This is a genomic window from Nocardia sp. CA-107356, from assembly GCF_050946365.1.
Lineage (GTDB): Bacteria > Actinomycetota > Actinomycetes > Mycobacteriales > Mycobacteriaceae > Nocardia.
Genome location: NZ_CP191992.1, coordinates 3,997,040 through 4,009,735, shown reverse-complemented (window position 1 = coordinate 4,009,735; position 12,696 = coordinate 3,997,040). Strand labels below are relative to the sequence as shown.

Annotated in this window: 11 protein-coding genes; 8 read left to right on the top strand and 3 right to left on the bottom strand. The window is 66.1% G+C overall.

What is annotated here, in order from left to right:
• Positions 1–91 precede the first annotated feature (91 nt).
• Together ACQP1G_RS17885 and ACQP1G_RS17880 are read right to left on the bottom strand one after the other, a co-directional pair.
• Positions 92–1,048, bottom strand: coding sequence for a helix-turn-helix domain-containing protein (locus ACQP1G_RS17885; protein ID WP_433205369.1), 957 nt, complete (start codon positions 1,046–1,048; stop codon positions 92–94).
• Positions 1,049–2,143: 1,095 nt separating this feature from the next.
• On the bottom strand, positions 2,144–2,659 hold the full coding sequence (locus ACQP1G_RS17880) for a hypothetical protein (protein ID WP_433205366.1): 516 nt from the start codon (positions 2,657–2,659) through the stop codon (positions 2,144–2,146).
• 68 nt (positions 2,660–2,727) lie between these two features.
• Between ACQP1G_RS17880 and ACQP1G_RS17875 the strand changes: the two genes are divergently transcribed.
• From ACQP1G_RS17875 to ACQP1G_RS17840, 8 genes are all read left to right on the top strand, one after another.
• Positions 2,728–3,750, top strand: coding sequence for a zinc-dependent alcohol dehydrogenase family protein (locus tag ACQP1G_RS17875; RefSeq protein ID WP_433205363.1), 1,023 nt, complete (start codon positions 2,728–2,730; stop codon positions 3,748–3,750).
• Entirely contained in the window at positions 3,750–5,162 is a 1,413-nt protein-coding gene (gene xylB, locus ACQP1G_RS17870) for a xylulokinase (RefSeq protein WP_433205360.1), read from the top strand. Before ACQP1G_RS17875 ends, xylB begins: the two co-directional genes overlap by 1 nt.
• Before the next feature lie 129 nt (positions 5,163–5,291).
• Positions 5,292–6,890, top strand: a complete 1,599-nt coding sequence (locus ACQP1G_RS17865) for a hypothetical protein (protein ID WP_433205358.1) — start codon at positions 5,292–5,294, stop codon at positions 6,888–6,890.
• A gap of 83 nt (positions 6,891–6,973) precedes the next feature.
• Entirely contained in the window at positions 6,974–8,707 is a 1,734-nt protein-coding gene (locus ACQP1G_RS17860; RefSeq protein ID WP_433205355.1) for an N-acyl-D-amino-acid deacylase family protein, read from the top strand.
• A gap of 143 nt (positions 8,708–8,850) precedes the next feature.
• Entirely contained in the window at positions 8,851–9,033 is a 183-nt protein-coding gene (locus tag ACQP1G_RS17855; protein ID WP_433205352.1) for a hypothetical protein, read from the top strand.
• A gap of 205 nt (positions 9,034–9,238) precedes the next feature.
• Positions 9,239–9,961 carry a DUF998 domain-containing protein gene (locus ACQP1G_RS17850; RefSeq protein WP_433205349.1) on the top strand — a complete coding sequence of 241 codons (723 nt, stop codon included), beginning with the start codon at positions 9,239–9,241 and terminating at the stop codon, positions 9,959–9,961.
• A 216-nt stretch (positions 9,962–10,177) separates the two neighbouring features.
• The gene (locus ACQP1G_RS17845) at positions 10,178–10,753 is read left to right on the top strand and encodes a hypothetical protein (protein WP_433205346.1); all 576 of its coding nucleotides are present in this window, start codon (positions 10,178–10,180) and stop codon (positions 10,751–10,753) included.
• A gap of 259 nt (positions 10,754–11,012) precedes the next feature.
• The gene (locus ACQP1G_RS17840; RefSeq protein ID WP_433205343.1) at positions 11,013–11,642 is read left to right on the top strand and encodes a maleylpyruvate isomerase family mycothiol-dependent enzyme; all 630 of its coding nucleotides are present in this window, start codon (positions 11,013–11,015) and stop codon (positions 11,640–11,642) included.
• Between the two features lie 78 nt (positions 11,643–11,720).
• Here the strand turns inward: ACQP1G_RS17840 and ACQP1G_RS17835 are convergent, their stop codons facing one another.
• The gene (locus tag ACQP1G_RS17835; protein ID WP_433205340.1) at positions 11,721–12,659 is read right to left on the bottom strand and encodes a tyrosine-protein phosphatase; all 939 of its coding nucleotides are present in this window, start codon (positions 12,657–12,659) and stop codon (positions 11,721–11,723) included.
• Positions 12,660–12,696: the final 37 nt, after the last annotated feature.

The following is a 12,696-nucleotide window of genomic DNA, read 5'->3' as shown; positions in this document are numbered from 1 at the left end:
CGACGACCGGCGCAATCAGCCCCGGCAGGCCCTCACGTCACAGCGATACGGTCGAGCCGAGGCGCGGCAGAGTTCACGACAACACGCCTGGTCAACCGTGGCGGACATCGCGCGGGCTGGCGTCGAACCGACGACGGAAAGCCGTGCTGAAGACGCTGGCCGAGCTGAAGCCCAATCCCATGGCAATGTCTGTAATGCTCCGGTCGCGGTAGCCGGGACTGCGCAGGCGCGAATAGGCGAGTTGCAGACGTTCTTCCTTGATCAGTTCACTTGGTGTGGTGCCGGCATGCTGGAACGCGAGCTGGATTTGTCGGAGCGACCAGCCGAGGGCGCGGGCGATCTTCGCGCCTGTCAGGTCGGGGTCTTCGATATGAGTGCGAACGTAGTGTCGGACAGCGGCTTCCACGTCGGCGAGATGGCCGGGGCTGGTGGGCAGGTCGCCGATGATATGCATGCAGAGCAGTTCCACCAGGTGGGAAGAGGCGGTGTCGAATTGATGTCGAGTCAGGTCGCCGCCCTCGGCGAACAGCGCGGCGGCGAGGTCGGCGACCACCCTTCCGAGACCTGACGTGAGGTCGGCAGGAGTGGCGGCCAGCTCCGGCGTGTGGCCCAGGCGCTGGTCGACCTCTCGTCGGGGGATGGTCATCAGCAGTCCCCTGCTGCCATCACCCAGCGAAAATGCGAACGGTCGGTCGATGGTCACCAGACAACCGACACCCGATGGCAGACGCGCGTGTTCGCCGGCCTGCCAGAGGTCCACCTGCCCGGCGGTGGGGAGCAGCAGTCGAAAATCGTCGTCGGAGTCGCCGCGCACGAGTCCGGGGCTACGGTAGTAGGTCACCGCGTCGGACTCCCAGCCGATGAGCTGGTAGTCGGGGGTGCGCCGCAAGGTCGTGCGACCCTCGAAGTCGCTTCCATCCGGGAAGGCATAGCCCAGACGCCGGTGGTAGGAGTTGATCAACTCGGACCAGTAGTCTGCGCGCTCCTGCGGGGCGACGACGCGTGTCGTGGCGTTTTGGACGAAGACGGCCATGTCGTTCACCGTCATCACTTCCCTACTTCGTGATCGGTTCCCGTACCCGAGCACGCCAGCATCCGACGAGTCGGTGTTGGCCAGAATAGTCCGTGGCCGGCGTCATTGCCTCCGATGCCGGATCGTTGCTGGATCGCGGTCCACCCGGCGAACTCAGGATCTATTACCCCCTGACATCGAGATGGCCCCCGTGTCATTCAGTATCCCGACAACCGCCTATTCGTCGGGCACTGGCATCCAGAGCTCAGCGACCAACTGCCCCCGCCGTTACCCGATCCCGTAGCAGCGGCGAGCAGGATGTGCGGGTACGCCGACCGCGGCCACACGTCGACGTCCTCGGTCACCCGCACCGGAACCGCTCCAGGTCCACACCTTTGTGACCGCGGCCAACGTCGTTGTCGGGGCAGGTCAGGGTGTCGGACACTCGCACCTGGAGACGAATCCATCCAGGCTCCGGTGACGACGCTGTCAGCCGATCGACGGCCAGGTGATCCGACGGCATGCCGCGGGAGCTGCGATTTCAAGGCATCGAGCGTGAGACGCGACAATCGGGTCGGTCCGAGCTGTTCGGCTCATCGATGTGGCTCAGGGCTCCAGATACAGGCGCTCATTGGGTAGGCGTGGGTACCTGTGGGTGTCACCAGGGATCACCGCGACATGCTTCGGATAGCGGCGGGCGCGGCAATCTTCTATGAACAACAAAGCCGCAGTGGCGCAAGCCGCGAAATCGAAGCGCACATTACCGAGTTGCACTGTGAGGTGCACATCTGACTCATCGGGATATCGAGACATCCGATTGCCCACATCCGGGCAGTCCATGACTCCTCCTCGTGCACTTGCTGGAGCTGCGTATCCGAGCCACGCTATGAGCCGAACTGTGCGGCGGACTACCTGCTGCGCGAATGAAAGTTTGCACGGAGCGCACACGCCGCACTAACAGAGCGGACACGCCCTGACATCCGGTCGGGCGCCAGCGCTGCGGCAAGCAGCAAGTGGCCGTAAACGCTCGGGCACGTCGCGCATCTGGTCACCGACATACCAACGCGGGCAAGACCTTTGGATACACACCGCGGGGCGCCCCGCAGTTCGAACCGCTTTCGGAAAACGGGCTCAGCGCGGGTCCGGGTCCTCGTCATCTGGAAGGTCCATGGCTAGTAGCTCGTCGGCGCGGGCCAAGGCATCGTCCATCGCCGACTCGATGCCGTCCATGACCGACAACCCGTCCAGCAGTCCGGACAACTCGCGACGGGTGGCTTCCAATTCCGCGACGGCCGGGTCGACGCGATACCACCCGACACTGTCACGCCACCAAGGGTCCTCGTCGATCCACGCCCACATGACATCACGCACCAGCCGGGCGTCGGGGGTGTAGATCTGGTGGCACTCGTCCGCTCCGTCCGCGCGGTGCTCCAGTTCGTAGACGCCATCGGGGAGCAGGCGGGCCTGGATGTAGGCGTGGTCACCGCGGCTGACGACGATCGCGGGGCATTCGGGGTCGGGTGGTTCGTGCAGCAGATCGTCCAGTAGCGGATCCGTCAGGGCGGGCAAGGTGGTTCCGTCGCCCGTGCGGACGTGCACGTCGGCGTGCCGGTCCCGGTCGTCGTTCACCGCGACAGTCTGCCTCATCCGGAAATCCGGGGGCACGGCCGGGCAAAATGCAACGGGAGGCCGGTGTTCGGGTGCAAGGTAGTGCTATGCGCGCGGTCGTGATCGATACGCCAGGGAATTTCTCTGTGCGAACGGTGCCGGATCCGACGCCCGGCCCCGGTCAGGTCGTGGTGCGGGTGGACACGGTCGGGATCTGCGGTACCGATGTGCACATTGCCGACGGCGAGTTCCCGCCGACGCCCTATCCGATCGTGCCGGGTCACGAGTTCGCCGGTGCGGTGGTGGCACTGGGTCCCGGCACCGACATGCGAATCGGCGATACCGTCGCGGTCGATCCGTCGTTGTTCTGCGGCTCATGTCATTACTGTGCGATCGGGCGCGGAAATCTGTGCGAGCGCTGGGGTGCGATCGGCGATACCGTCGACGGCGCGATGGCCGAGTACGTCGCGGTGCCGGCCGCCAACTGCTATCGGCTACCCGAGGCCGTATCGGCCACACACGGCGCGCTCGTCGAGCCGTTGTCGTGTGCGGTGCACGCGTTCGACGTGCTGCCGCGCGCACTCGGCGCGCATTACCTGCTCTACGGAGCGGGCACCATGGGGTTGCTGATGTTGCAGCTCGCGCGGGTCGCCGGGGCCGCGTCGGTTTCGGTGGTCGATATCAATACCGCGCGACTAGAGGTGGCGCGCAAACTCGGCGCGGATGCCACCGCGACCGCCGCCGCCGAACTGGACCGCCCGCAGGGCTGGGAGGTGGTCATCGACTGCACCGGCGCGATCGCCGCCATCGAGGATGGGCTCGGCCGGGTGCGCCGGGGCGGGGTGTTCCAGCAGTTCGGGGTCGCGCCGGGGGCGGCGACCGCGTCGATTTCGCCGTTTCGGATATACAACGACGAGATCACCATCGTCGGTTCGATGGCGGTGCTGCACAGCTTCGGGCGGGCGGTCGAACTCATGGGCAAGGGCGTGATCGATGCGGACACCATGATCACCCATGGCTTCGGATTGCCCGAATTCGCCGATGCGCTACAGACTTTCCGTGACGGTACCGGTCGCAAGATACACATTCGGCCGGGCCAGGATTCGGACAGTACCGGGGTGCCCGCCTGATGGCCACCGTTGCTGGAGTCGATAGCTCTACCCAATCGTGCAAGGTCGTGCGCTGTGACGCGGATACCGGCGAGATCCTGGAGCAAGCGCACGCCCCGCATCCGGATGGCACCGAGGTTCCCGCCGAATCTTGGTGGCAGGCACTGTGTTCGGCCGGTGACGGGCTACTCGATCGGGCCGATGCGGTGGCAGTCGCAGGTCAGCAGCACGGGTTGGTCGCGGTCGACGTCGATGGTCAGCCGGTGCGGGATGCGTTGCTGTGGAACGATCTCCGCTCCGCGGACGCGGCCGAGGAGTTGATCGCCGAACTCGGCGGCCCGCAGGTATGGGCCGAGGCCGTCGGCAGTGTGCCGCTGGCCGCGTTCACCGTCGCCAAGCTGCGCTGGCTGGCCGATCATGAACCGGCACACGCCGACCGGACGCACCGGGTGCTGCTGCCGCACGACTACCTGACCTGGCGGCTGCGGGGTGGGCCGACCGATCGCGCCGTCGAACCGACCACCGACCGCGGCGACGCATCGGGCACCGGCTACTGGTCACCCGCTGCCGGAAGCTATCGCAAAGATCTTCTGGCCCAAGCCTTCCGGGGACGGACGCCGGAACTCCCCCGCGTCGCCGGACCGACCGAAGCGGTCGGACGCACGCCAGCGGGCGCGTTGGTCGCAGCGGGCACCGGTGACAATGCCGGTGCGGCACTCGGTTTGGGCATCGAAGACGGTGACGTCGTGATGTCACTCGGCACCAGTGGCACGGTCTACACCCGGGCCGCTGCGCCCAGCGCCGACGCCACCGGGGCGATCGCCGGATTCGCCGATGCGACCGGTGCCTTCCTACCGCTGGTCTGCACACTCAATGCCGCCCGCGTACTGGACTCCACCGCCGCCCTGCTCGGCGTGGATCTGACCGGGTTGGAAGCCCTTGCGCGCCAGGCACCGCCCGGTGCCGACGGCGTCGTGCTACTGCCCTATCTGTCCGGGGAACGCACCCCGAATCTGCCGCAGGCCACCGGAAGTCTGCACGGTCTGCGACCGGAAACCCTGCGCCCCAGCCATATTGCCCGCGCGGCGTTCGAGGGCATGCTCTGCAATGTGGCCGATGCGCTCGACCGGCTGCGCGCCGCCGGGATCCCGATCCACCGGGTGCTGCTCATCGGCGGTGCGTCCCGATCCAGCCTGGTCGCCGAACTCACCGCCCAGCTCATCGGGGTCACGGTCAGGGTCCCCGAGCCGAACGAATACGTCGCGCTGGGTGCCGCCCGGCAGGCGGCCTGGGTTCTCGGCGGCACGGCGCAACCACCACGCTGGTCCGCACGCACCATCGTCGAGGTTCGCGCACCCAGCGACGGTGGGGCGATCGGTCGGCGGATCCGGGCGGAGTACGAACGCACACGACGGGCCGTCTACCCTCGATGAGTACGCCGGCGAGCAGCGCCGATGCAATACCGGGCGAAACGTCGGTGGACGTCTGCGCGATGTTGTAGTACAAGCACAATCGCCTGCCGTCGAGTGAGGATCGGCGGCACTGCACCCCGGGGGATCGTCATGGAATCCGCGCACCCACAGCGCCGTCGGCTCATCGTCTATGTCGCCGGCCTTTCCGAACCGCCGCATGCGGCCAAGGACCTGTTCAACAAGCTGCGGCATGAGCCGGGATACGGGCCCGACGAGGCCATCTATTGGCAATTCCCGGAGCCGGTCACCCGGTTCAGCCGGGGCAGTTTGACCGCCCGCTGTCGCGATCTCGCCGATCGCATCGACGCGTACTGGACCGGACCGCGCCGGACCGCGGAGATCGTCCTCATCGGACACAGCATCGGCGGGGTCATGCTGCGCTACGCGTTCCTGCAGGCCTTGCGCGGTCTCGACGGCCCGCAATTGGCCTGGGCCGACGCGGTCACCCGCATCGTGCTACTCGCCGCGCCGAACCGCGGGGTAGATCTCAACCGCGCACCCTGGCCGTGCCGGGTGATGGCGAAGCTGCTGGCCCCGCTGCTAGGGACGTTCACCGTGCTCGACATGCTCTGCGGCACACCGTTCATCACCAACCTGCGCATCCAATGGCTGCGCGAGATAGCCGATCTCGGCGATAAGGCGCCGACCGTCGTGCAGGTGCGCGCCAGAAACGATTGGGCGGTGGACCGCGAGGACAGCCGAGATCTGGAATCCCTGCCGACCGGTGCGCAGAAGCTGATGCCCAACTCGACCCACGCCGATATCGCGTGCACCGGGCGCAAGGTTCGCGAGGACTACACCGGGCAGCGCTACGACATCCTGCGCTGGGCCATTACCGAGGATGTCGCCTCCACCGATCCCAGCCCACTGTCCGAGTACGAGGCGAACATCAAGTCGGTCGTGTTCGCACTGCACGGAATTCGGTCCGGCAATGGTGAATGGCCGACCGAGCTCGAGACCAAACTGCACGAGTTGGGGAACGATGTGCTCGTGGTGACGCCGTCGTACGGGCGGCTGTCGGCGTACGACTTCGCGCTGCCGTTCACCCGGCGTCGCAACCTGCGGTGGTTCGCCGATCAGTACAGCTACCATCTGGCGCGGCATCCCGGCGTTCCGTTCCATTTCGTCGGTCACAGCAACGGCACCTATCTGTTCGGACAATCGCTCAAACAGATTCCGGCAATGGAATTCCACAACGTCTTCCTGGCGGGCAGTGTGCTGCCCCGCGAATTCGACTGGGTGCGGTGCGCCGACAGCGGACAGATCCGCACGCTGGTCAATGTGTGCGCGAGCGCCGATAAACCCGTCGCCTGGCTGTGCAGCGCCCTGCGCGGGCTCGGTATGCGCGATGTCGGTGTCGGCGGATTCACCGGATTCGACTCCGTTCCACCCGGCACGCTGCAGGTGCGCTACATCAAGGGCGGTCACGGTGCGGCTCTGATGGACAAGCGGCTGCCCGGTGTCGTCGGTTTCGTCCACGACGGCGAACCGCCCTGCGAAGCCGAGCACACCGAACCAACCGAGTTCTTCGAGCTGATGTCACGTTCGGCGCCCATCGCGACCTGGGTGGCGGGTGCGGCGCTGATCGGCCTCGGCTGGCTCGCCGTCGCCACGCTCGGCCCGCTCATCGGCCTCGGCGTCGTCGGCGGACTGCTCGCGGCCGCCTACACTGGCCTCCAGGTCGCCTGATATTTCGCGAGAGCCCCGCGGCCGTGGGACCATGTAGGCGATACCGGCAGTACCGGATACCCGGATGGATGCGAGGGGCTGAGATGACTCGGTTCGACTTGGTGATTCGCGGCGGATCGGTATTCGATGGGCTCGGCAGCGCGCCGCGGGTCGCCGACGTCGGGATCACCGACGGTAAGGTCACCGTGATCAGCACCTCGGTACTGCCCGACGGTGTCCGGACAATGGATGCGGCGGGCAAGTGGGTGATGCCCGGAATGCTCGACGTGCACACGCATTACGACGCCGAGGTGCTCGGCAATCCCGGTCTCGGCGAATCCGTGCGGCACGGGGTCACCTCCGTGGTGTTCGGCAATTGCTCGCTCTCGACGGTGTACTGCGAGGCCGAGGACTGTGCCGATCTGTTCGCCCGAGTGGAGGCATTGCCTTGGGATGCCGTGCATTCCGCGGTCAAGGAGCATAAGGACTGGGACGGTCCGCACGCCTACGCTCGCGCACTCGCCGCGCGCCCGCTCGGGGCGAATGTGGCCGCGCTGCTGGGACATTCGGATATGCGGGTCGCGGTGCTCGGGCTGGCTCGGGCGGTCGACGCCGCCGCCCGGCCGACCGCTGCCGAACTGGATCGCATGCGGCATATGCTCGGTGCGGCGCTCGATGCCGGATTCCTCGGGCTCTCCACCATCCGCAGCTCATTCTCCAAACTGGAGGGCGTGCGCTTTCCGACCAGGCAGCTGCCATCGACCTACGCCACCTGGCACGAGTACCGGGTGCTGAACGACATTCTGCGGCAGCGCAATCGAATCCATCAGAGCACACCCAACCTCACCGCCCGCGCGGAGATCGTGCGCTACTTCGCCGAGAGCGCGGGCCGCCCTTTCCGCAAACCGCTGAAGACCACCCTCATCGCGGGCATGGACGTCAAGGCCGACCGCACCGTCGCGCGCGCCGCGACCACCGCGGCCTGGATCGCGAATACCGTTGGCGGAGCGGCATTCCGGTGGCAGCATCTGCCGGTGCCGTTCGAGGTGTACGCCGACGGCGTCGACCTGGTGGTCTTCGAGGAATTCGGCTCCGGCGTCGCCGCACTGAATATCCGCGATGTGATGAAGCGCGGGGAACTACTCGCCGACGAGTCCTACCGCCGACAGTTCCGCAAGGACCTCACCAAGAAATTCGGTCCCCGGGTGTGGCATCGCGACCTCTACGACGCGCAGATCGTCTCCTGCCCCGATCCCGAGGTCATCGGTAAGTCCTTCGGCGAGGTAGCCGATGAGCGCGCCATCCACCCGGCCGACGCACTGCTCGACCTCACCGTCGAATACGGCTCGCAGCTGCGCTGGCGCACCGTCATCGCCAACGACCGCGATGAGGTGATGGACCGGCTGCAACGCTCCCCCGTCGTCCAGGTCGGCTTCGCCGATTCCGGCGCTCACCTGCGCAATATGGCCTTCTACAATTTCGGCCTTCGCATGCTCGAGCGCGTGCACCGGCGCGGATTCATGCCACTCGAGACCGCCGTGCACCGGCTGACGGGCGAACTCGCCGACTGGTACGGCCTCGATACCGGCCGCCTCACCGAAGGCGCCCGCGCCGATATCGCGATCATCGACCCCACCGGTTTCGACGGCTCCACCAGCGCCTATGCCGAAGCTCCGGTCCCCGGTATCGCAGGTATGAACCGCATGGTCAACCGCAACGACCATGCCGTGGCCGCCACCATCGTCGGCGGTCATCTCCTCTACGAATACGGCGAATTCGCTCCCGGTTTCGGCACGACCATCCACGCGGGCACCTTCCTCGCTGCCCGAGGGAGCTGACCTATTCGCCTGCGGGTCGGTGGTGGAGACGGGATCACTGCATCGCACCACAAACGGGTCACCCGACTCGTCCTCCGAAATGATGACCTGCGCACCACCTTTCGGCCGACGAACGGCACCCGGCGTGGCGGCAGGATTACAGCATGCAGATACGACTCGCGACCATCTTCGGGGTATTGCTCGTTGTCGGTGGGGCAGCATTGTGGCTTTTCGCGCGGGACACCGAATTCTTCTGGTTCCGGGGTGGGCCACTCGGGGCCGTGCTCGTAGTGGTCGGGGCGATCGACATCGTCAGCGCGCGCAGGACGGACCGGCGGGGGCTTTGACGTGGATGTGCTTCTCGACGATCGACCCGACCGGGTCAGCAGCATCCGTGCACGCGCGAACATCGTTGACCGGGAGATCATTTCCCTCCTCGATTCTCGTGGCGAGACGCGGAGCATCTCCGAGCCGTCGGCTCCTTCGTGGAGCGCTACCCGAACCTCTGGAACGAAACAGTCGTCGACCATCTCATGAGAACAAGAAGGTGCATTGAATACGAGAGTTGGGGCCCGCCCGTCCGCGTCCGAAAACCGCGGAACGACGACCGCCAAGGTCGGCGCAGCGGCATGGGTGGTTGGCGCCGTACAGTTCCTGGTCGCGCAACTGATCGTAGGAGCCGATTGGGAAACGCCCTACAGCTGGAAAAACAACAACATCAGCGACTTGGGTAACGTCCATTGCCAGATCGCGGACGAGTCCCGTCCCCGGTATGTGTGCTCGCCACTGCACAGTGTCATGAACGCGTCCTTCATCGCCCTGGGTGTTCTCCTGCTGGTCGGCCTGCTACTGACCGGTGTCTGCTGGGGCCGAGGAGCGATTTCGCGAAGTGCCCGCATCCTGCTCGGCATGTGCGCTGGCGGGTGGCTCATGGTGGGATTCGTTCCCGCGGACGTCGACGAGAACCTCCACCTACTGGGTGCACTCTTCATCATGGGGTTGGGCAATATCGGACTCGTCTGCGCTGGATTTCTACCGCGGACGACCCCGTTCGGAAGGATGCGGCCCGTCACTGCTGTCATCGCCACCATCGCGCTGTTCGCAGCGTTTCTGTTCTTCGCCCAGCACGGTCCCGTTATCGGGATGGGCGGTATGGAACGAGTTGCGGCCTTCGCCGTGCCGGCATGGACGGTCGTCGTCGCAATCGCCATACTCCGCACTCGTGGCAGAGTCGGTGCGCATCCGGCGCCAGTCGCAGAGAATTCACCCGCATGACTCGCGAATCTCCGTCTCGGGGTTGCGCTCCGCATCCGCTGGGATCACGGGGTTCCGAGAGTCTTTGCACGTGACGAAAGATTCGCCGCGCCCACCGGCCAACCAGGGCGCACTTGCCGCGCCTACAGATACCAGCGCCCGATACGAGCTGACATGGACTGCGAAATGCACACCACTTCAGGTCCGACCGACTACGAACGATCATCAGGAGTGTCGATGAGCAAGGAAAAGACGTGCAGGCTACTGACAGGGTCCGCGATTGCCGCTGCGGCGGTCGGTTTCTCGGTCATCACCGCCTTCCCCGCCTCCGCCGAACAAGGCACAGCCAACGGCATCGACGTCACCATTTCACCGCAGGACCCGACCACCATCCGGCCGGGCGCAACGCCGATGCGCTTCACGGTCACACTGGCCAACACCACAACCACCGACAATCCCGAGGTGGGCTTGGTGGTGTCGCTGGGGCACTGTTCGTGTAATCCGAGCCCCGTCAAGATGATGCCCGCCGGGTCGATGCACATGCTCGATCCTGGTACCAACACCTGGCAGACGGTGCCCTACGTCGCCGAAGGAGGCGGCACCGACTTCCTCACCCGAACCCTCGTCGCCCCGTTCGCCCTCGAGCACGGACAGACCACCACCTACCAACTGGACGTGCAACTCGACACCAACCAGGCACTATCCATCAGCAGCGGCAACTCCTCCATCGACGTGACGATCACCGACCCCGCCACCAACACCGCGATCGGCCACACCCCCACGGCATCGCTGCCCATCACGGTCGAACCCTAGCCCGGCAACACCTGTCATCGCGGCGGCCTGGACCGAAGCCATGGTGACCGAAGCGCATGAACTTGGACTCGGGCAGGTGTAGCAATTCACAAAATGCTCTGGATTCGGCATGACCGCGCGTTCAACCGACTTGGTCCGGCCATCCGCCTGACGTCCAGGTTGCGGACCTGCGCTGCTGGCCGGTACCGATGAGTTTCGGGGTGGAGATTCGTCTCAGGTCATGGGAAGGACTGTATGTCGGACGGTTGAAGGAGGCTTGATGACGGAGACCGAGGTACGTGCGGCGATCGAGGCCGAGCGGAGTGAGTTGGCGGATCTGCTCGGTGGGCTGGATGCCGAGCAGTGGGATGAGCCGACATTGTGCGCGGGGTGGCGGGTGCGGGAGGTCGTCGCGCACAGCACCATGCCGTTTCGGCTGTCCACGCCGCGGTTCGCGCTCGAAATGCTCAAGGCGCGCGGAAATTTCAACAAGATGGCGGATAGGACGGCGCGGGCGGATGCGGCGGCGCTGACGGCCGAGGAGCTGGTAGCCGCGGTGCGGGACAACGTGCATCATCCGTGGAAGCCGCCGGGCGGCGGGTTCGCGGGCGCGTTGAGTCATGACGTCATTCACGGCTTGGACATCACCGTGGCGTTGGGGCTGGACCGGGTGGTCCCGGCCGATCGGATGCGGCTGGTGCTCGGGGCGCTCTCGCCGAGGAGCGTCAACTACTTCGGCGTCGATTTGGACGGGATCGAGTTGCGGGCCGACGATCTCGACTTCAATTACGGCTCCGGGTCCGTGCTCGCAGGTTCTGCTCAGGATTTGCTGCTGGTGTTGTGCGGCCGGACGCTGCCCGCGGGGAGTCTGCGCGGCGCTGCGGCCGAGCGATTCACCGAGACCGGGTAGTGCGCTGCGTGCCGGTGTCGCTGTCGTGGCGACACCGGCACGTCCCGGATCACAGTGCCCGGCAGCGGTATCCGAGGCTCAGTGCTTGGTCAGCAGCTTCGCCCGCAACGCATCCAGCGTCACACTGTCGACGCCGAGCCCGTCACTGAGGAACCGGTCGAACGACCCGTAGGACGTCTGCACCTGGTCGAAGGCCGCGTCCAAGAAGTCGCGCTGCACACCGAGAATGGGCTCCCACAGTGCGCGATCGGTCACCAGACCCTGGGCGACGAGCCCGTCGAGCAGTGCCTTGTTCCCGGCCGCCAGATTGTCATTGGATTCCAGGAAGTCGTGGTAGATCTGTCCCTTCGGCACGTCCAGCGCACTCATGAGGATGGCGGTCATCCAGCCGGTGCGGTCCTTGCCCGCCGTGCAGTGGTACAGCACCGCACCCTGCGCCGTCGCGATGTCGTTGAAGGCCTGCGCGAACTGGGCGCGCGCGGTCGGATTCGAGACGAACCAGGCGTAGTAGTCGCGCATGATCTCGGCGGCCTTACCACCGCCGAGCGCCTCCTGCTGCGCGGCCGGTCCGGCCTGGATCAGTCGCGCCACCATGAGGTAGAAGTCGTTGGCCGGATCGTAGACCGGCTGCTCGGTGCGGCGGATGGATGCCGGGAGCTTATCCGGATCGCGACCGGTTTCGGTCGGGCTGCGGAAGTCGATGACCTGAGTGATGTTGAGCGACACCAGCTTCTGCTGTTCGGTCGCATCGAGTTTTGCCAGTGCGTCGGATCGGTAGACGACGCCGGTCGCGAGCTTGTCGCCGCCCTTGGCCGGGTACCCGCCGATATCGCGGGCATTCGGCGCATGCGCCAGCCCCATCGGCCGGTCGGCCTGGCCCGGAGCACGCAGCACGGGCGCGGCCGGACCCGATAGCACCGGACCTGCCGATACCGGACCTGCCAGCGCCGGGAGAACGCCGACGAGCACTGCGGCCGCGGCCACAAGAGCGCCGCGGAAAGCGCGCGAATTCTTCACGAGGGGTGTTCCTTTCATCATGGACCGCACGTGGTCT

Bases quoted from the DNA above. Each gene is read 5' to 3' on its own strand.
- ACQP1G_RS17840 (WP_433205343.1), top strand. From the start codon at position 11,013: ATGACGGAGACCGAGGTACGTGCGGCGATCGAGGCCGAGCGGAGTGAG.
- ACQP1G_RS17860 (WP_433205355.1), top strand. From the start codon at position 6,974: ATGACTCGGTTCGACTTGGTGATTCGCGGCGGATCGGTATTCGATGGG.
- ACQP1G_RS17875 (WP_433205363.1), top strand. From the start codon at position 2,728: ATGCGCGCGGTCGTGATCGATACGCCAGGGAATTTCTCTGTGCGAACG.
- ACQP1G_RS17880 (WP_433205366.1), bottom strand. From the start codon at position 2,659: ATGAGGCAGACTGTCGCGGTGAACGACGACCGGGACCGGCACGCCGAC.
- ACQP1G_RS17845 (WP_433205346.1), top strand. From the start codon at position 10,178: ATGAGCAAGGAAAAGACGTGCAGGCTACTGACAGGGTCCGCGATTGCC.
- ACQP1G_RS17855 (WP_433205352.1), top strand. From the start codon at position 8,851: ATGCAGATACGACTCGCGACCATCTTCGGGGTATTGCTCGTTGTCGGT.
- xylB (WP_433205360.1), top strand. From the start codon at position 3,750: ATGGCCACCGTTGCTGGAGTCGATAGCTCTACCCAATCGTGCAAGGTC.
- ACQP1G_RS17865 (WP_433205358.1), top strand. From the start codon at position 5,292: ATGGAATCCGCGCACCCACAGCGCCGTCGGCTCATCGTCTATGTCGCC.
- ACQP1G_RS17885 (WP_433205369.1), bottom strand. From the start codon at position 1,048: ATGACGGTGAACGACATGGCCGTCTTCGTCCAAAACGCCACGACACGC.